Genomic DNA, 18,165 nt, shown 5'->3' with positions numbered 1-18,165 from the left:
GTATGAACGACCCACCCCGATTCTGCCTCACCGTACGGTCGCGGACCTCCGTTCAGCCCCGCAGATCCACCAGCAGGGGCGGCGCGTGCTCACCCCGGACCGTGGTCAGGGAGAGCACCGCGTGGCCCGGAGGGACCGCGTGGGCGAGTTCGGAGGCGGACCAGCGTTCGCGTTCGACCTGGCGGACGGTGACCGCGCGGGCGGTGGGGGCCTGGCCGGTGATGACCCGGCGGAGCATGTGGACGGCCTTGCCGGCCGGGGTCTCCGCGATGATCTGACGGTCGGTGACGTCGCGGGTCTCGATCCACTCCTTGCCCCAGACCTCGGCGAAGTCCTGGCCGTCCCAGGGGGTCAGGCCGGAGAACGCCATGCGGCACCCGGTGGCGCCGAGCAGCGGGCCGCGCAGCGGGCGGGGTACGTCGTCCAGGGTGCGCAGGGTGAGCACGACGCCCGCGTTGGCCGAGCGCAACCGCTGGATGCCGCGCACCGACTCGGGGGTGACGACCCCGGCCGCTTCGTCGAGCAGCAGACAGGCGAAGAGGGACCGGTCCTCGCGGGCGGTGACGGCGGCCGTGAACTGGGCCAGCACCAGCCGGGCCAGGATGCGGGAGGCGTCAGCGTGCCCGCGCTGGGGCAGGTCGATGCGGACGCGCACCGGGTGGTCGAGGGCCTTCAGGGTGAAGGGCCGGGACGCGCCGGAGGTGTCGAAGAAGGCGGCGAACGCGGGCCGGTCCAGCAGCGCGACCCGGTCCGCGAGCACGGCGGCCACGTCACCGGGGTGCGCCTGCTGCCGCTCCCGCGCGTCGAGTTCGCGCAGCAGCGAGGCGTGCCCGGTCTCGGTGAGCGCCTTGCGCAGCGCGGCGATGGGACCGGGGGCGCCGTCGAGGAGCTGGCGCAGCTCGGGCACGGAGGGGAAGCGCTGGTGGACGGCGCGGAAGGGGCCGAGCAACTGCGCGAGGACGGTGGTGGAGCGGCGGCTGTCGGAGCCGGGGTGCGGGTCGGCGAGGTCGCCGACGAGGGCCTCGGCGAGTATCGCGGCCGCCTCGTCGGGGTCGGTGGTGCCGCCGTACAGGTCGAGGTCGTAGACGGAGTCGGGGTGGCCGACGCGGACCACCACGTCGTACGCCTCGGCCGGGCCGATCCCGGCGCCGGCCGCGCCGACGCTGACCACTGCGGCACGGCCGGCGAGGGCGTGCAGGCAGAGGGACTCCGCGAGCGGCTGGACGAGGCTGCCGGTCTTGCCGGAACCAGCCGGGCCGACGGCGACCAGGGAGGTACCGAGCAGGTCGGTGCCGAGGGCGAGTCCGGCGCCCCGGTACTGGTAGGGGTTGCGCGGGTCGTCGGCGGCGGTGCCGAGCCGGACCTGGCCGGTGAGCAGATCGTGCCGGGCCTGCCGGGCGGGCAGGTCGCGGTCGCCGGAGGGGTGCGGGCAGGCGGCGGAGCCATCGCGCAGGACGGCCCCTGTGAAGGCGGCCAGCGTGTTCGTCCCGGAGCGCACGCCCTGCCAGGCGCGGCCGATCCGGGCGTGGTCGACGTCCCGCATCAGCCCGGTGCGCGCCTCTGCGGCGAGCCGTTCGGCAGCCTCGTGGGCGCCGTGGGCACGCAGCTCGGGCCAGTCGGCGGGGTCCTCGCCGGGCGCGGGCGGCGGCGGTTCGGCCGGGGCGGCGGTCTTCATCCAGGCGGGCGGCCCGAACCGCCGCCAGACCTCGCCCCAGCGCCCGATCCGGGCGACGGCGAAGAGGATCGCGAGGGCGATGAGCGTGTAGTACGAGTACCAGAGGACGGCGCGGCCGACAGGGTCGTTGCTCTTGCGCCAGGAGTCCGGGGTGAACAGATCCAGTGGCAGCACCCACCAGCCGCCGAGGTAGCCGTTCCACAGCAGCGACCACACCAGCCAGCCGACCAGGAACGCGATCACGGCCCCGCTGAGCAACTGCCGGGCCGGGGTCAGCTCGGGCTCGGTCTCCGGCCGGGGCCGGTGCCCGAGGCGCCACACACCGGGCGCGGCGGCGGGCCGGGCGGCGCGCAGCCAGGCCAGGAAGGCCGAGCCGTCCGGGCGGGGCGGGGCGCCGGGTGGCATCGTGGGCAGGGGCGGCGGGAACCCTTCCGGGGGCCGCGTCGGGCGCGGCACCGGGCCCGTAGGGGTGGCCCGCGTGTCCCGCGTACCTTCGCTGTCCATCGCCCTGCCCCCTGACCAGCCGGTCCGTCACCGTCAGCGAGTCAATCTAACGCCCCCGCAAGGGGAGTTCACCGTTTACGCGGCCGGTGTCCGATGTCCGGCCGCGCCGGGGACCCGGCCCGCCATGTCCACCACGGACAATGGGCCGTGCCGACAACGCCCACATGGAGCATGCCCACCCCACGGCACCCGTCTTAGCCTGCGGGAAAACAAGGCAAGCGTCCGTAATACCCCCAGGAGCCCCGCATGACCGCACTTCCGCAGGAGCGCCGCGTCGTCACCGCCATTCCCGGCCCGAAGTCGCAGGAGCTTCAGGCCCGCCGCACCGCGGTCGTCGCCCAGGGCGTGGGGTCCACGCTGCCGGTGTTCGTCACGCGCGCGGGCGGCGGCGTGATCGAGGACGTCGACGGCAACAGCCTGATCGACTTCGGCTCCGGCATCGCCGTGACCTCGGTGGGCGCCTCCGCCGAGGCCGTGGTGCGCCGCGCGAGCGCCCAGCTCGCCGACTTCACCCACACCTGTTTCATGGTCACCCCCTACGAGGGCTACGTCGCCGTCGCCGAGGCGCTGGCCGAGCTCACCCCGGGTGACCACGCCAAGAAGTCCGCGCTGTTCAACTCCGGCGCCGAGGCCGTCGAGAACGCCGTCAAGATCGCCCGCGCGTACACCAAGCGCCAGGCGGTCGTGGTGTTCGACCACGGCTACCACGGCCGTACGAACCTCACGATGGCGCTGACGGCGAAGAACATGCCGTACAAGAACGGCTTCGGCCCGTTCGCGCCCGAGGTCTACCGGGTGCCGGTGGCCTACGGCTACCGCTGGCCCACCGGTCCGGAGAACGCGGGTCCGGAGGCCGCCAAGCAGGCGATCGACCAGATCACCAAGCAGGTCGGCGCGGACAACGTGGCCGCGATCATCATCGAGCCGGTGCTCGGTGAGGGCGGCTTCATCGAGCCGGCCAAGGGCTTCCTGCCGGAGATCGTGAAGTTCGCCAACGACAACGGCATCGTCTTCGTCGCCGACGAAATCCAGTCCGGCTTCTGCCGCACCGGCCAGTGGTTCGCGTGCGAGGACGAGGGCATCGTCCCGGACCTGATCACCACCGCCAAGGGCATCGCGGGCGGTCTGCCGCTCGCCGCCGTGACGGGCCGTGCCGAGATCATGGACGCCGCGCACGCGGGCGGCCTCGGCGGCACCTACGGCGGCAACCCGGTGGCCTGCGCCGCCGCGCTCGGCGCGATCGAGACGATGAAGGAGCAGGACCTCAACGGCAAGGCCAAGCACATCGAGGAGGTCATGAAGGGCCGCCTCGCCACCATGGCCGAGAAGTTCGACATCATCGGTGACATCCGGGGCCGCGGCGCGATGATCGCCATCGAGCTGGTCAAGGACCGCGACACCAAGGAGCCGAACGCCGAGGCGGCCGGCGCGCTGGCCAAGGCGTGCCACCAGGAGGGCCTGCTGGTCCTGACCTGCGGCACCTACGGCAACGTGCTGCGCTTCCTGCCCCCGCTGGTCATCGGCGAGGACCTGCTGAACGAGGGCCTGGACATCATCGAGCAGGCGTTCTCCCGCATCTGAGCGACCGAGCCGCTCGTGCGTCGAGTGGTCCGTACCTCTGGCGGACGACTGCGGCAGGCCGTGTGAAGAACGTGTGCGAGGTGGATGACAGGACGCGATTGCGTCTGTCCGACCGCCTCCGCCTGCCGTAAGTTCGGTCCCGATGAGAGATACACCCCGCTCGCAGGGGACTGCGGGCGAGTTCAGGCCGGGGCCTCCCCAGCTTCGACCTGGTCGTGCCCTCGCGCACACAACCGGGGCCTGAGGGCTCCGGGATCTCCACACCGATCGGACGGTCGCCGCCCCAAACCCCCCGGGGCGTGCGACATCCCGGTCCGGTCGGCCGCCCCGGAACCACCCCCCCTGTTCCGGGGCGGCCGACCTCCTTCTCGCCGCATGCGAAGCTGGCCCGGTGTCCACTCCCGCCCGCCGCCTCGCCCTCGCCGCCGCCCTGCTGACCGGCCTCCCGGCGCTGCTGTTCGCCTGGCTCACCTGGCAGGTGCTGGCCCACGGCCCGCTGCTCGCGCTGGACGCCCGGCTCAGCCGGGACCTGGTCCACCCGGACCGCTTCTCCGAACTCCTCTCCGACCTCGGCAACATCACGGTGGCCGTCCCGCTGCTGGTGCTCGCCCTCGCGTACGCGGCCTGGCGGGGCCGGAGCGCGGGCATGCCCCGCTGGTGGCTGCCACCCGTCGCGGCCGCGCTGCTGATGGCGGTGCTCCCGGCGATCGTGGTCCCGCTGAAGCTGTGGACCGCGCGGCCGGGGACCCCCGTGGTGCCCCCGGCCACCGGCTACTTCCCCTCCGGCCACACCGCGACGGCGGCCGTGGCGTACGGCGCCTCGGCGCTGCTCCTCCTGCCCTGGTGCCGCACCCGCGCCGCACGCCTCGCGGCGGTCGGTGCCCCGGCCGCGCTGGTGCTCGCGGTGTCGTACGGGCTGGTGCGGCGGGGCTTCCACTGGCCGCTGGACGTGCTGGCGTCCTGGTGCCTGGGCGCGGTGCTGCTGACCTGCCTGGCCCTGGTGCTCAGCCGAAGTAGGAGTCGAAGGTCCGCTGGAACTCCCAGCCCGCGAACCGGTCCCAGTTCACCGACCAGGTCATCAGACCCCGTAGCGCGGGCCAGGTTCCGTGGGTCGGGTAGGAGCCGCAGTTCGTCTTCTTCGTGAGGCAGTCCAGGGTCTTGGTGACCTCGGCCGGGGCGACGTAGCCGTTGCCCGCGTTGACCGAGGCGGGCATGCCGATGGCGACCTGGTCGGGACGCAGCGGCGGGAAGACGTTGTTCGCGTCCCCCGCGACCGGGAAGCCGGTGAGCAGCATGTCGGTCATGGCGATGTGGAAGTCGGCGCCGCCCATGGAGTGGTACTGGTTGTCCAGACCCATGATCGGGCCCGAGTTGTAGTCCTGGACGTGCAGCAGGGTGAGGTCGTCGCGCAGGGCGTGGATGACCGGGAGGTAGGCACCGCAGCGCGGGTCCTGCCCGCCCCACTTGCCGCTGCCGTAGAACTGGTAGCCGTTCTGCACGAAGAACGTCTCCGGGGCCATGGTGAGCACGAACTTGGCTCCGTACTTGGCCTTGAGGGTCTTCAGCGCGGAGATCAGGTTGACGATCACCGGGGTGGTCGGGTTCTTGAAGTCGGTGTCGCCGGTGTTCAGCGAGAGCGAGTGGCCCTCGAAGTCGATGTCGAGGCCGTCGAGACCGTACTGGTCGATGATCTTCGAAACGGAGGAGACGAAGGCGTCACGGGCGGCCGTGGTGGTGAGCTGGACCTGGCCGTTCTGGCCGCCGATGGAGATCAGCACCTTCTTGCCGGCGGCCTGCTTGGCCTTGATGGCGGCCTTGAAGTCGGCGTCGCTCTCCACGTTCGGGCACTCGGAGACGGGACAGCGGTCGAAGCGGATGTCCCCCGAGGTGACCGAGGTCGGCTCGCCGAAGGCCAGGTCGATGACGTCCCAACTGTCGGGCACGTCGGCCATGCGCGTGTACCCGGAGCCGTTGGCGAAGCTCGCGTGCAGGTAGCCGACCAGGGCGTGGGCGGGCAGTTCCGTCGAGCCCCCGCCGTCGCTGCGGGCCGGGGTGGTCGCGGTCACCGTGGCGGACCGGGCGGACTCCCCCGCGTCATTGGTGGCGGTGACCTGGAAGGCGTACGCGGTCGAGGGGTTCAGGCCGCTCACGGTGGCCGAAGTGCCGGTCGTGGAAGCGACTTTGACGCCGTCCCGGTAGACCGCGTACCCGGTCGCGCCGGTCACCGGGGTCCAGGACAGGGCGACGGAGGTGGCGGTGACCGTGCCCGTCTTCAGACCGGTCGGCACGGTGGGCGGCTGGGTGGTGGTGCCGCCGCCGGGGCCTACGAGGGAGACGTCGTCGGCGTAGTAGGCGCCGGTGCCGTACCAGCCGTGGGTGTAGATCGTGACCTTGGTCGTGTTGGCGCCGGTGGTGAAGGTGGTGGCGAGCTTCTGCCAGTCGGGCGCGGACTGGGTCCAGGTGGAGACGTCGGTGGTGCCGGTGCCGCTCGCGCCGAGGTAGACGTAGGAGCCGCGTACCCATCCGGCCAGCGTGTACTGGGAGTTGGGTCTGACGGACACCGTCTGGGCGCACTGGGCGTTGTCGCTGCCCTGCGGGGTGGCTTGCAGCGCCGAGGCGCCGCTGTGCACCGGGGAGGTGACGGTGGTGCCGGCGGTGCAGGTCCAGGGGGAGAGCCCGGATTCGAAGCCGCCGTTGACCGCGGCGTCCGCGTCGGCCGCACGGGCGGCCGACGAGAGCGCGGCACTGCCGGGCACGGCGAGAGCCATGACCGTGAGGAATGCGACCAGGGGTCGGGAACGGTCCACAAATGCCTCCAGGCATGGGGGAGTTGGAGGTCGAGGGTGCACCCAACTTGGTCCAGACCAATTCTGTTGTCAAGAAGTTCCCGTCAAGGAGTCCCCGCCGGACGGCCCCGGCCAGGGGTTCCCGTCAAGGAGTCAGGAGCGGCGCCCGTCCTCCTCGGTCGCCAGCGCGGCGGCCGCCTCGTGCATCGCCAGTTCCAGCAACGCCGGGTCGGTGAGCGTGCCGGACCCGTCCGGCGGCACCAGCCAGCGCACCCCCTGGGTCGCCCGGCCGGGGTGCGGCACGACGATCCAGGTGCCGGACCCGGCCGTGCGGATGCCGGTGCCCAGCCAGCGGGCGGCGGTGCCGGGCGGTACGAAGAAGCCCACCCGGTTGTCCCCGAAGTCGACCAGCACGGGCCCCAGTTGATCGAGGACGCGGGTGAGCACGTCCAGCGTCGGATAGCCCAGCTCTCCCGGCAGGACGAGCACGTCCCAGGCTTTACCGGCGGGCAGCAGCGCGACCCCCAGCGGGCTGCGCTCCCACTCCCAGCGGCAGGCTTCCGGGTCCGGCGCGACGGACGCCAGCCACTCCACCGCAGTCTTCGCCCCTGTCATGAAAAGACCTCCCTCTCGTTCGCGGACACGCGCGTCTGCGAATGAGAGGGAGTTCGGGCCGTCCGCATTACGCGGGTTCACCGGCCTCTTTAATGTGACCTGAATCACATGGGCCTGCGTTAGCTGTCGAACCCGAGCCCCAGCCGGTCCATGGCCCGCAGCCACAGATTGCGCCGCCCGCCCTGCGCGTCGGCCCGCGCCAGCGACCAGCGGGTCAGCGCGATCCCGGTCCAGGCGAACGGCTCGGGCGGGAACGGCAGCGGCTTCTTGCGGACCATCTCCAGCCGGGTGCGCTCGGTGTCCGCGCCGTCCAGCAGGTCCAGCATCACATCGGCGCCGAAGCGGGTGGCCCCGACACCGAGTCCCGTATAGCCCGCCGCGTAGGCGACCCGGCCCTGATGGCCGGTGCCGAAGAACGCCGAGAAGCGGGAGCAGGTGTCGATCGCGCCGCCCCAGGCGTGGGTGAAGCGGACGCCCTCCAACTGCGGGAAGCAGGTGAAGAAGTGCCCGGCCAGCTTCGCGTACGTCTCCGGCCGGTCGTCGTACTCCGCGCGCACCCGGCCCCCGTAGGGGTAGATCGCGTCGTAGCCGCCCCACAGCACCCGGTTGTCCGGGGTGAGCCGGAAGTAGTGGAACTGGTTGGCCGCGTCCCCGAGGCCCTGGCGGTTCTTCCAGCCGAGCGAGTCGAGCTGCTCGGCGCTGAGCGGCTCGGTGGTCAGCGCGTAGTCGTAGACCGGCACCGTGTAGGAGCGGACCCGGCGCAGCAGGCTGGGGAAGATGTTGGTGCCGAGCGCGACCTTGCGGGCGCGGACCGTGCCGTACGGGGTGCCGGCCTCCATCCCGGCGCCGTACTGCTTCAGGGTCAGGGCCGGGGTGTGCTCGTAGACCCGGACCCCGAGGGCGAGGCAGGCCCGCTTCAGGCCCCAGGCCAGCTTGGCGGGGTGCAGCAGGGCCACGCCCCGGCGGTCCCACAGGCCGGCCTCGAAGGTGGGCGAGCCGACCTCGGCGCGCAGGGCGTCCCGGTCAAGGAACTCCATGCCGTCCGCGAGGCCCTTGTCCCGCAGTTCCCGGTGCCAGTCGCGCAGTTCCCACGCCTGGTAGGTCTCGGTGGCCACGTCGATCTCGCCGGTGCGCTCGAAGTCGCAGTCGATGCCGTGCCGGGCGAGCGCGTCCTCGATCCCGTCCAGGTTGCGGGCGCCGAGGTCGTGCAGCGTGCCGATCTCGTCCGGCCAGCGGGCCAGGCCGTTGGCGAGGCCGTGGGTGAGGGAGGCGGCGCAGAACCCGCCGTTGCGGCCCGAGGCGGCCCAGCCCACCTCGCGCCCCTCCAGCAGCACCACGTCCCGGCCGGGGTCGCGCTCCTTGGCGTTGAGCGCGGTCCACAGTCCGCTGTAGCCGCCGCCGACCACGAGGAGGTCGCAGGTCTCGGTGCCGGTGAGGGCGGGCTCGGGGTGCGGCTTGCCGGGGTCCTCCAGCCAGTAGGGGACCGGCTGGGCTTCGGAGAGGGAAGCGACCCAGTTGTCTTTTCCACGGCTCATGGCGCTAGGGGCCATGATTTCAACTCCCTACGGGGCTTTACGCCTTCTGGTGACCGCGTCTACGGGTGACGAGCATCGAGACCAGCACGAACAGTACGGCGATCAGGAACATCGCCGTCCCGATGACATTGATCTGAACGGGCGTTCCGCGCTGTGCCGAGCCCCAGACGAACATGGGGAAGGTGACGGTCGAGCCCGCGTTGAAATTCGTGATGATGAAATCGTCGAAGGAGAGCGCGAAGGACAGCAGCGCGCCCGCGGCGATTCCGGGTGCCGCGATGGGCAGGGTGACCCGCCAGAAGGTCTGCACCGGTCCCGCGTAGAGATCGCGGGCGGCCTCCTCCAGGCGCGGGTCCATCGACATCACACGCGCCTTGACCGCGGTGACGACGAAGCTCAGACAGAACATGATGTGGGCGATCAGGATCGTCCAGAAGCCGAGCTGCGCGCCCATGTTGAGGAACAGGGTGAGCAGCGAGGCGGCCATGACGACCTCGGGCATCGCCATCGGCAGGAAGATCAGCGAGTTGACCGCGCCGCGCGCCCGGAACCGGTACCGGACCAGCGCGAAGGCGATCATCGTGCCGAGCGCGGTGGCGCCGATGGTGGCCCACAGGGCGATCTGCAGGCTGAGCCCGAGCGAGCCGCACATGTCGGCGACCCCGCACGGGTCCGTCCAGGCGTCGGTGGAGAAGTGCTGCCACTCGTAGTTGAAGCGGCCCTTGGGCTTGTTGAAGGAGAACACCGTCACGACGATGTTCGGCAGCAGCAGATAGGCGAGCGTCAGCAGTCCCGCGACGACCACGAGACGGCGCTTGAGCCAGGTGAAGACGGCCATGTCAGACGAGGTCCTCCGTCCCGGCCCGGCGGATGTAGAACGTGACCATGGCCAGGATCGCGGCCATGAGGATGAAGGAGAGCGCGGCGGCCGTCGGATAGTCCAGCACCCGCAGGAACTGGGTCTGGATGACGTTGCCGATCATGCGAGTGTCGGTGGAGCCGAGCAGCTCGGCGTTGACGTAGTCACCGGCCGCCGGGATGAAGGTGAGCAGGGTGCCGGAGACCACGCCGGGCATCGACAGCGGGAAGGTCACCTTGCGGAAGGTGGTCCAGGGCCGGGCGTACAGGTCCCCGGCCGCCTCGTGCAGCCGTCCGTCGATCCGCTCCAGCGAGCTGTACAGCGGCAGGATCATGAACGGCAGGAAGTTGTACGTCAGCCCGCACACCACCGCCAGCGGGGTGGCCAGCACCCGGTCGCCCGCGGTCCAGCCGAGCCAGCCGGTCACGTCCAGCACGTGCAGGGTGTTCAGCGCGTGCACCACGGGCCCGTTGTCCGCGAGGATCGTCTTCCAGGCGAGGGTGCGGATCAGGAAGCTGGTGAAGAACGGCGCGATCACCAGGATCATGATCAGGTTCCGCCAGCGCCCGGCGCGGAACGCGATCAGATACGCCAGCGGGTAGCCCAGCAGCAGGCAGAGCACGGTCGCGGCGGCCGCGTAGAGCACCGAGCGGACGAACTGCGGCCAGTACTCGGCGAGCGCGTGCCAGTAGGTGGCGAAGTGCCAGGTGACCTTGTAGCCCTGCTCCAGCGACCCGGTCTGCACCGAGGTCGACGCCTGGTAGACCAGCGGTAGCGCGAAGAACACGACCAGCCAGAGGATGCCGGGCAGCAGCAGCCAGTACGGGGTGAACCGGCCGCGCTTGCGGGGCGGCTTCGCGGGCTCCGGCGGGGCGAGCGGCGGGGGCGCCTCGGCGAGGGTGGACATCAGACGGCCGCCTCTTCCTCGGTGCCGGCGTCGATGTCCTGGGCCGCGTCGAGGGCGAAGGTGTGCGCCGGGTTCCAGTGCAGGACGACCTCGGCGCCGGGCACCAGCCGGGTGTCCCGCTCGACGTTCTGCGCGTACACCGCGAGCGCGCCCGCCACGGGGCTGTCGATCACGTACTGGGTGGAGACGCCGATGAAGCTGGCGTCCGCGACGGTGCCGGTGAGGCGGTTGCGACCCTCGGGGACCGAGCCCGCGTCGTCGGCGTGGGTGAGCGCGATCTTCTCGGGGCGGATGCCGACCAGCAGCTTGCCGCCGGCCGGGGCGGGCGCCGGACATCGCGCCTCGGGCAGCAGCAGCTTGCCGTCCCCGGCACGCAGCACGATGTCACCGCCGCTGCGGGAGTCGACCTCCGCCTCGATCAGGTTGGAGGTGCCGAGGAAGTTGGCGACGAAGGTGGTGCCCGGGTTCTCGTACAGCTCGGTGGGCGAGCCGAGCTGCTCGACGCGGCCCGCGTTCATCACGGCGACCGTGTCGGCCATGGTCATGGCCTCCTCCTGGTCGTGCGTGACATGGACGAAGGTGATGCCGACCTCGGTCTGGATGCGCTTCAGCTCAAGCTGCATCTGGCGGCGCAGTTTGAGGTCGAGGGCGCCGAGGGGCTCGTCCAGCAGCAGCACCTTGGGGTGGTTGATCAGGGCGCGGGCGACCGCGACGCGCTGCTGCTGGCCGCCGGAGAGCTGGTGCGGCTTCTTGCGCGCCTGCTCGCCGAGCTGGACCAGCTCCAGCATCTCCTCGACCTGCTTCTTGACGCTCTTGATGCCGCGCCGGCGCAGGCCGAAGGCGACGTTCTCGAAGATGTCGAGGTGCGGGAAGAGCGCGTAGGACTGGAACACCGTGTTGACCGGCCGCTTGTACGGGGGCAGCCCGGTGACGTCGAGGTCACCGAGGTGCACGGTCCCGCAGGTCGGCTCCTCCAGCCCGGCGATCATGCGCAGGGTGGTGGTCTTGCCGCAGCCGGAGGCACCGAGCAGCGCGAAGAACGAGCCCTGGGGCACGGTGAGGTCCAGCGGGTGCACGGCGGTGAAGGAGCCGTACGTCTTGCCGATGCCGGCGAGGCGGACGTCGCCGCTGCCGTCTGTCGTCGTCTTCATCCTCGTCACGCCCCTGTGAGCTTCGCGAACTTCTCTTCGTAGGCCGTCTCTTCCTTCTGGCTCAGGGAGCGGAAGGCGTGGGACTTCGCCTGCATGGCCTTGTCGGGGACGATCAGCGGATTGTCCGCCGCGTCCCGGTCGATCTTCGCAAGCCAGGGCTTCACGTTCTCGACCGGAGTGACGTAGTTGATGTAGGCGGCGAGCGCGGCGGCCTGCTCGGGTTCGTAGAAGAAGTCGATCAGCCGCTCGGCGTTCGTCTTGTGACGTGCCTTGTTGGGGATCAGCATATTGTCCGTCGACGTGACATAACCGCTGTCCGGAATGATGAAGTCCACATCGGGGCTGTCCGCCTTGAGCTGGACCACGTCACCGGCCCAGGCGACACAGGCCGCGAAGTCGCCCTTGGCGAGGTCGGACGTGTAGTCGTTGCCGGTGAAGCGGCGTATCTGGCCCTTGTCGACGCCCTTCTGCAGCCGGGCTATCGCCGCGTCGTAGTCGTCGTCGGTGAAATCGGCCGGGTCCTTGCCCATGTCGAGCAGGGTCATCCCGACGCTGTCCCGCATCTCGGAGAGGAAGCCGACCCGGCCCTTGAGCTTGGGGTTGTCGAGCAGGTCGGAGACGGATCTCACCTCGATGCCGTCCAGCGCCTTCTTGTTGTAGGCGATGACCGTGGAGATGCCCTGCCAGGGGTAGGAGTAGGCGCGGCCGGGGTCCCAGTCGGGGGTGCGGAACTGCGGCGAGAGATTGGCGAAGGCGTGCGGGAGGTTCGCCGGGTCCAGCTTCTGCACCCAGCCGAGCCGGATCAGCCGGGCGGCCAGCCAGTCGGTGAGGACGATCAGGTCACGGCCGGTCTCCTGGCCCGCGGCGAGCTGCGGCTTGATCTTGCCGAAGAACTCGTTGTTGTCGTTGATGTCCTCGGTGTACCGGACGCTGATCCCGGTCTGCTGCTGGAACGCGGCGAGCGTGGGGTGGCGTTTGCCGCTGTCGTCCACGTCGATGTACTCGGTCCAGTTGGAGAAGTTCACCGTCTTCTCCTTGGCCGAGCGGTCGTCCGCCGAGGTGCCGCCCGGTGTCCGTCCGGCCGCCGGGATGCCACAGGCGCTCAGCGCGCCGAGGCCACCGGCCGTGAGCACGCCTCCGGCCGACGCCCGCAGCAGCGACCGGCGGGTCAGGGCCGCCCGCCCGCTCCGCAGACTGCGCCGCACGGCGGCAATCTGGGGAGGGGTGAGGCGGTCGGGCTCGTACTGATCCATACGCGTGGTGCCCTTTCGGAGAACGGGACGCTTAGGGGCGGTCCCCGAAGACCGTGCGGTGCCAGTCCTTGCGGACGGCCGCCGTGTTGTCGAACATGACGTGCTTGACCTGCGTGTACTCCTCGAAGGAGTACGCCGACATGTCCTTGCCGAAGCCGGACGCCTTATATCCGCCGTGCGGCATCTCGCTGATGATCGGAATGTGGTCGTTGATCCACACGCACCCGGCGCGCAGCTCGCGGGTGGCCCGCTGGGCGCGGTAGACATTGCCGGTCCACGCGGAGGCGGCGAGGCCGTACGGGGTGTCGTTGGCCAGCCGCAGACCCTCGTCGTCGGTGTCGAAGGGGAGGACGACGAGGACCGGACCGAAGATCTCCGACTGGACGATCTCGCTGTCCTGGGCGGCGCCGGTGATGAGGGTGGGCCGGTAGTAGGCGCCGCTCTTCAGGTCGCCGCCGGGGGCCTCGCCGCCGGTGACCACGGTCGCGTAGGCGCGGGCCCGGTCCACGAAGCCGGCGACGCGGTCGCGGTGGGCGTGCGAGACCAGCGGGCCGAGGTCGGTGCCGGGCGCGAAGGGGTCGCCGAGTCGCACGGTCTCCATCAGCGCGGCGGTCCGCTCCACGAACGCCTCGTACAGCGGGCGCTGCACATAGGCGCGGGTCGCGGCCGTGCAGTCCTGGCCGGTGTTGATCAGCGCGCCCGCGACCGCGCCGTTCGCGGCGGCCTCCAGGTCGGCGTCGTCGAACACCACGAAGGGCGCCTTGCCGCCCAGCTCCAGGTGCAGCCGCTTCACGGTGGCCGTGGCGATCTCCGCCACCCTGCGGCCGACGGCGGTGGACCCGGTGAACGACGTCATCGCCACGTCCCCGTGCCCGACCAGCCGCTCCCCCGCAACGGGCCCGGTCCCGTTGACGATGTTGATCACGCCGTCCGGGATGCCCGCGTCGACAGCCGCCCGGGCGAACAGCAGCGAGGTGAGCGGGGTCAGCTCGGCGGGCTTGAGCACGATGGTGTTGCCCGCAGCGACGGCCGGGAGCACCTTCCACGCGGCCATCTGGAGCGGGTAGTTCCAGGGCGCGATCGACCCGACCACGCCGATGGGCTCGCGCCGGACGTACGAGGTGTGGTCGCCGGAGTACTCCCCCGCCGACTGGCCCTGGAGCTGCCGGGCGGCGCCCGCGAAGAAGGCGGTGTTGTCGATGGTGCCGGGGACGTCGAACTCGCGGGTCAGCTTCAGCGGCTTGCCGCACTGCAGCGACTCGGCACGGGCGAAGTCCTCGGCGCGGTCCGCGAGCACGGCGGCGAAACGGTTCAGCGCGTCGGAGCGCTCGCCCGGCGTGGCGGCGGCCCAGCCGGGGAAGGCGGCGCGCGCGGCGGCCACGGCCGCGTCTACGTCGCTCTCCCCGGCGAGTTCGTAGCGGTACACCTCCTCGCCGGTTGCCGGGTCCGTCACCGCGTGGGTACGGCCCGAGGTGCCCGGCACGGGGCGGCCCGCGACGAACTGCGCGCCCTCGGCGAAGCGGTCGCGGGCGGGAAATCGTTCCGGGGTGTCGGTGCCCGGCTTGTGCATGTCGCTCTCCTCCGCCGGACACCCCTTCGGGGGCCGGGTGGCGTGGCTCCAGCTCGATTTGAGTGCCGATCCTGACAGAGGAGTGGGAGTGCAACAAGGGATTCCGTTGTTGCCTTTTGGTTACGCGACGGAATCTGTCGGCGGGCTGTCTACTCAGGGCTTTCAGGTCCGGACGGAATGTCAGTGGCGGCTGCCACACTTCGGTGCATGGGGAAGATCGACGGGGTGGAAGCGCTGACCGGCGCGGTCCGGGCCGGGGTGCCCGTGAAGTACCTGCACTTCTGGGGGCATCGCCCGCAGTCGGACGGGAGCGTGGGCGCGGGGTGCCTGAGCCAGTGGTGGCCGGCGCCGTTCACGGTGGACGGGGTCGCGTACGCGACGGCCGAGCACTGGATGATGGCGGCCAAGGCGCGCCTCTTCGCCGACCCGGACGCCGAGCGGCTGGTGCTGGCCGCGGGGCATCCGGCCGGGGCGAAGAAGGCGGGGCGGCTGGTCCGGGGGTTCGACGAGGAGATATGGCGCCGGGAGCGGTTCCGGATCGTCGTCGAGGGCAGCGTGCACAAGTTCGCCGCCGACCCCGGGCTGCGGGCGTATCTGCTGGGCACGGGTGAGCGGGTGCTGGTGGAGGCGAGCCCGGTGGACCGGGTGTGGGGGATCGGGCTCAGCGTTCAGGACGAGGCGGCGTGGGACCCGGCTCGCTGGAAGGGGGCGAACTTGCTGGGGTTCGCGCTGATGGAGGCGCGGGAGCGGCTGCGGTCAGAGGCGGGGTGAGGCTGGGGGGCGGCTGCTTTCAGATGCGGGGTGCGCCGGGGAGCTGGGGCGCGGAGTTGTAGGAGGAGCCGAAGGGGTCGTCGTCCTGCCGGCTGTCCTCGTGGTTCGCGGCGAACACGATGAGGCCGATGAAGAGGGCCAGCGTCACCACGCCCACGATGATGCCGATGATGCCCAGCACGAAGCCCGCCTGGGCCTGCCCGCGGTTGGTCGCCTCTCCGCGGTCGGCACGCCTGCGGCCCTGGACGCCGAGGATCACGGCGATGACGCCGAGGATCAGGGAGGCGACGCCGTAGAGGCAGAACAGGACGATGGAGAGGATGCCGAGCACCAGGGCGGCGGTGCCGGCGTTGTTCTGCGGGGCGGGGCCCATGGGGGCGCCCCAGCCGTAGGCCGGGGGCTGGGGGTAGCCCTGGGGGCCGTAGTTCTGCGGGCCGGGGTAGCCCTGCGGACCGGGGTGGCTCGGGTAGCCGTAGCCGGGCGGGGGCGCGGGGGTGTAGGGCGGGACGCCGGGGCCGTTCGGGCCGATGGGCGGGGGCGGGACGGTGGGGCCGGTGTGCTGCGGGGGCACGGTGGGGCCGGGCTGGCCGGGCTGGCCGGGCTGGCCGGGCTGGCCGGGCTGGGGGCCGAAGCCGGCGGCGGGCATGGCGGCCATGGTCGCCTGGTCGTGGACCGAGGGCGGGGTCTGGTCCTGCTTGTGGAGGGAGGGGCCCTGGGGCGGTGCCCACGGGTCCTGACCGTTCGTCCCTCGTCCGCCGTCGGGCTGCGTCTGCTCCGTCACGTCCTCATCCCCCCACGTAGCTTGTCAGCCCATGTTAGAGGCGCCCGATGGGCCGTACGGAGCTGCCCCTGGCCGACCGGAACGTCTTGGGCCCCGTCCTAGGATGTCTGCGCACCGTCCGACCAGCCTGGGGAGGCTCCCTTGACCGAGCGCAGCGCCGCCCGCGATCCGCACGACTTCATCGCCGGCCTGCCCAAGGCCGAACTCCACGTCCACCACGTGGGCTCCGCCTCCCCCCGCATCGTCTCCGAACTGGCCGCACGGCACCGCGACTCCAAGGTCCCGACCGACCCCGAGGCGCTGGCGGACTACTTCTCCTTCACCGACTTCGCGCACTTCATCCAGGTGTACCTGTCGGTCGTGGACCTGGTCCGCACCCCGGAGGACGTCCGGCTGCTGACGTACGAGATCGCGCGTGACATGTCCCGGCAGCAGGTGCGGTACGCCGAGCTGACCGTCACCCCGTTCTCCTCGGTGCGGCGCGGCATAGAGGACCGGGCCTTCATGGACGCGATCGAGGACGCCCGCAAGTCCGCGGAGGCCGACTTCGGGACCGTACTGCGCTGGTGCTTCGACATCCCCGGCGAGGCCGGGCTGGTGTCGGCGGAGGAGACGGCCCGGATGGCGACGGACGACCGCGTCCGCCCCGAGGGCCTGGTCTCCTTCGGCCTCGGCGGCCCCGAAATCGGCGTCTCCCGCCCGCAGTTCAAGCCGTACTTCGACCGCGCGCGGGCCGCCGGCCTCCACTCGGTCCCGCACGCCGGCGAGACCACGGGCCCGCAGACGGTCTGGGACGCGCTCACCTTCCTCGGCGCGGAACGCATCGGCCACGGCACCAGCTCGGCCCAGGACCCGAAGCTCCTCGCCCACCTGGCCGAGCACCGCATCGCCCTCGAGGTCTGCCCCACCTCCAACATCGCCACCCGCGCGGTCCGCACCCTGGACGAACACCCGCTGAAGCAGTTCGTGGACGCGGGCGTCCTCGTCACCATCAACTCCGACGACCCCCCGATGTTCGGCACGGACCTCAACAAGGAGTACGCGATCGCGGCCCGCCTGTTGGACCTGGACGAGCGGGGTCTCGCGGCGCTGGCGAAGAACGCGGTGGCGGCGTCGTTCCTGGACGCGGCGGGCAAGGAGCGGATCTCGTCGGAGATCGACGCGTACACGGAGGCGTGGCTGGCGGGCTGAGGCGGGACGGCGGGGCCCTGGCCGGACTGTTGACGGCCCGGTCCGGCGCCCCACGACCGGCCCTCGCCTGCGGGGCTTCGCCCGCGGACACCGCGCCGACTGCCAGAATGACGACCATGCAGACCTGGACCGCCGTCGCACACCGGGGCGACCCCTACCGCTTCCGCGAGAACACCCTCGCCTCCCTGCGCTCCGCGCTCGACCGGGGCGCGGACGCGGTCGAGATCGACGTACGCCTCACCCGCGACGGCGTCCCCGTCCTCCTGCACGACGACACCCTGAAGCGCCTGTGGGAGGTCGACCGCCCCCTGTCCACGCTGACGGCCTCCCAGGTAACAGAACTGACGGCAGGCGGCATCCCGACCTTGGCGGAAGCCCTGTCGGCAACAGAGGGCACGCGAATCATGGCGGACCTGTGCGGCGGAGTAACCCCCCGGGCGGCGGACCGAGTCCTCGACACAGTCCGCCAGGCGGGCGCAGAAGACCGCGTCTACTACTCCTCAGGCCCCCAATCCCTCCTAACCCTCCGCGCAGCCGCCCCCGCCGCCGAACTGGCCCTCACCTGGACCTCCAAGGCCCGCCCCCGCCCCGCCCTCCTAACAGCCCTACGCCCCCACTACCTCAACTACCGCTTCTCCCTGGTCGACCGAGACCTGTCCCACCGAGTCCACAAAGAGGGCTACCTCCTCTCAGTCTGGACCCCAGACACGACCCACTCCATGCGCAAGCTGCTGACCCTGGGCGCGGACTCGATCACAACGAACAGAATCGACACCCTGACCGCCCTGCGAAAGCAGCGGGGATAGAGCCCCGCTCTCCTAAAGCGGGTGTCGCAGGTTCGAATCCTGCCGGGCCACAACGCGTTACCGCTCTGACCTGGGCCTTCTTCCCCAAGGAGGCTCCTGATCGGCCTCGGACGTCCCGTCCGGGGCCGTTTACGTGAGCGGTGCGCGAGCGGACGGCGAGTTAATCTCCGAATGGCATCC

14 protein-coding genes and 1 pseudogene are annotated in these 18,165 nt (G+C 71.3%); 5 read left to right on the top strand and 10 right to left on the bottom strand.

The window, feature by feature from the left end; all coding sequences use genetic code 11:
* Positions 1-52: 52 nt before the first annotated feature.
* Entirely contained in the window at positions 53-2,179 is a 2,127-nt protein-coding gene (locus E5083_RS05270; protein WP_135784353.1) for an ATP-binding protein, read from the bottom strand.
* Between the two features lie 246 nt (positions 2,180-2,425).
* Here E5083_RS05270 and gabT point away from each other — a divergent pair, with 246 nt between their 5' ends.
* Positions 2,426-3,760, top strand: a complete 1,335-nt coding sequence (gene gabT / locus E5083_RS05265) for a 4-aminobutyrate--2-oxoglutarate transaminase (protein WP_135784352.1) — start codon at positions 2,426-2,428, stop codon at positions 3,758-3,760.
* A gap of 646 nt (positions 3,761-4,406) precedes the next feature.
* A pseudogene (locus E5083_RS32200) lies at positions 4,407-4,706 on the top strand (phosphatase PAP2 family protein); the annotation flags it as partial.
* A 58-nt stretch (positions 4,707-4,764) separates the two neighbouring features.
* On the opposite strand, the gene E5083_RS05255 reads toward E5083_RS32200, so the two are convergent.
* The 8 genes from E5083_RS05255 to E5083_RS05220 form a co-directional block, all read right to left on the bottom strand.
* Positions 4,765-6,528 carry a chitinase gene (locus E5083_RS05255; protein WP_244317372.1) on the bottom strand — a complete coding sequence of 588 codons (1,764 nt, stop codon included), beginning with the start codon at positions 6,526-6,528 and terminating at the stop codon, positions 4,765-4,767.
* A 171-nt stretch (positions 6,529-6,699) separates the two neighbouring features.
* Positions 6,700-7,161, bottom strand: coding sequence for a hypothetical protein (locus E5083_RS05250; protein ID WP_135784350.1), 462 nt, complete (start codon positions 7,159-7,161; stop codon positions 6,700-6,702).
* Between the two features lie 119 nt (positions 7,162-7,280).
* Positions 7,281-8,711 carry an NAD(P)/FAD-dependent oxidoreductase gene (locus E5083_RS05245; RefSeq protein ID WP_135784349.1) on the bottom strand — a complete coding sequence of 477 codons (1,431 nt, stop codon included), beginning with the start codon at positions 8,709-8,711 and terminating at the stop codon, positions 7,281-7,283.
* 22 nt (positions 8,712-8,733) lie between these two features.
* Complete coding sequence (locus tag E5083_RS05240; protein ID WP_135784348.1) at positions 8,734-9,534, bottom strand: ABC transporter permease; 801 nt, start codon at positions 9,532-9,534, stop codon at positions 8,734-8,736.
* A gap of 1 nt (position 9,535) precedes the next feature.
* On the bottom strand, positions 9,536-10,462 hold the full coding sequence (locus E5083_RS05235) for an ABC transporter permease (RefSeq protein WP_135784347.1): 927 nt from the start codon (positions 10,460-10,462) through the stop codon (positions 9,536-9,538).
* Positions 10,462-11,613 (bottom strand): ABC transporter ATP-binding protein, encoded by a 1,152-nt coding sequence (locus tag E5083_RS05230; RefSeq protein WP_208753966.1) that lies wholly within the window; start codon positions 11,611-11,613, stop codon positions 10,462-10,464. The genes E5083_RS05235 and E5083_RS05230 overlap by 1 nt, the downstream gene beginning before the upstream one ends.
* 5 nt (positions 11,614-11,618) lie before the next feature.
* Positions 11,619-12,866: a polyamine ABC transporter substrate-binding protein gene (locus E5083_RS05225; RefSeq protein WP_135784345.1), complete on the bottom strand. Its 1,248-nt coding sequence runs from the start codon at positions 12,864-12,866 to the stop codon at positions 11,619-11,621.
* Positions 12,867-12,897: 31 nt separating this feature from the next.
* On the bottom strand, positions 12,898-14,436 hold the full coding sequence (locus E5083_RS05220; protein WP_135784344.1) for a gamma-aminobutyraldehyde dehydrogenase: 1,539 nt from the start codon (positions 14,434-14,436) through the stop codon (positions 12,898-12,900).
* Between the two features lie 177 nt (positions 14,437-14,613).
* On the opposite strand from E5083_RS05220, the gene E5083_RS05215 reads away from it, so the two are divergent.
* Positions 14,614-15,207: an NADAR family protein gene (locus tag E5083_RS05215; protein ID WP_135784343.1), complete on the top strand. Its 594-nt coding sequence runs from the start codon at positions 14,614-14,616 to the stop codon at positions 15,205-15,207.
* Positions 15,208-15,226: 19 nt separating this feature from the next.
* Here the strand turns inward: E5083_RS05215 and E5083_RS05210 are convergent, their stop codons facing one another.
* Positions 15,227-15,988, bottom strand: coding sequence for a DUF4190 domain-containing protein (locus tag E5083_RS05210; RefSeq protein WP_135784342.1), 762 nt, complete (start codon positions 15,986-15,988; stop codon positions 15,227-15,229).
* Positions 15,989-16,129: 141 nt separating this feature from the next.
* Between E5083_RS05210 and E5083_RS05205 the strand changes: the two genes are divergently transcribed.
* Together E5083_RS05205 and E5083_RS05200 are read left to right on the top strand one after the other, a co-directional pair.
* Positions 16,130-17,179, top strand: coding sequence for an adenosine deaminase (locus E5083_RS05205; RefSeq protein ID WP_135784341.1), 1,050 nt, complete (start codon positions 16,130-16,132; stop codon positions 17,177-17,179).
* Between the two features lie 116 nt (positions 17,180-17,295).
* Positions 17,296-17,985, top strand: a complete 690-nt coding sequence (locus E5083_RS05200) for a glycerophosphodiester phosphodiesterase (protein ID WP_135784340.1) — start codon at positions 17,296-17,298, stop codon at positions 17,983-17,985.
* Positions 17,986-18,165 lie beyond the last annotated feature (180 nt).

The organism is Streptomyces bauhiniae, from assembly GCF_004784475.1.
Classification (GTDB): Bacteria; Actinomycetota; Actinomycetes; order Streptomycetales; family Streptomycetaceae; genus Streptomyces; species Streptomyces seoulensis.
Note: the sequence above shows the minus strand (reverse complement) of the source record. Positions and strands in the feature narration are given on the sequence as shown.

What these genes read in the sequence shown, in the direction of transcription:
- E5083_RS05270 (WP_135784353.1), bottom strand. Translation starts at nt 2,179, where the DNA reads ATGGACAGCGAAGGTACGCGGGACACGCGGGCCACCCCTACGGGCCCG.
- gabT (WP_135784352.1), top strand. Translation starts at nt 2,426, where the DNA reads ATGACCGCACTTCCGCAGGAGCGCCGCGTCGTCACCGCCATTCCCGGC.
- E5083_RS05255 (WP_244317372.1), bottom strand. Translation starts at nt 6,528, where the DNA reads ATGGCTCTCGCCGTGCCCGGCAGTGCCGCGCTCTCGTCGGCCGCCCGT.
- E5083_RS05250 (WP_135784350.1), bottom strand. Translation starts at nt 7,161, where the DNA reads ATGACAGGGGCGAAGACTGCGGTGGAGTGGCTGGCGTCCGTCGCGCCG.
- E5083_RS05245 (WP_135784349.1), bottom strand. Translation starts at nt 8,711, where the DNA reads ATGGCCCCTAGCGCCATGAGCCGTGGAAAAGACAACTGGGTCGCTTCC.
- E5083_RS05240 (WP_135784348.1), bottom strand. Translation starts at nt 9,534, where the DNA reads ATGGCCGTCTTCACCTGGCTCAAGCGCCGTCTCGTGGTCGTCGCGGGA.
- E5083_RS05235 (WP_135784347.1), bottom strand. Translation starts at nt 10,462, where the DNA reads ATGTCCACCCTCGCCGAGGCGCCCCCGCCGCTCGCCCCGCCGGAGCCC.
- E5083_RS05230 (WP_208753966.1), bottom strand. Translation starts at nt 11,613, where the DNA reads ATGAAGACGACGACAGACGGCAGCGGCGACGTCCGCCTCGCCGGCATC.
- E5083_RS05225 (WP_135784345.1), bottom strand. Translation starts at nt 12,866, where the DNA reads ATGGATCAGTACGAGCCCGACCGCCTCACCCCTCCCCAGATTGCCGCC.
- E5083_RS05220 (WP_135784344.1), bottom strand. Translation starts at nt 14,436, where the DNA reads ATGCACAAGCCGGGCACCGACACCCCGGAACGATTTCCCGCCCGCGAC.
- E5083_RS05215 (WP_135784343.1), top strand. Translation starts at nt 14,614, where the DNA reads ATGTCAGTGGCGGCTGCCACACTTCGGTGCATGGGGAAGATCGACGGG.
- E5083_RS05200 (WP_135784340.1), top strand. Translation starts at nt 17,296, where the DNA reads ATGCAGACCTGGACCGCCGTCGCACACCGGGGCGACCCCTACCGCTTC.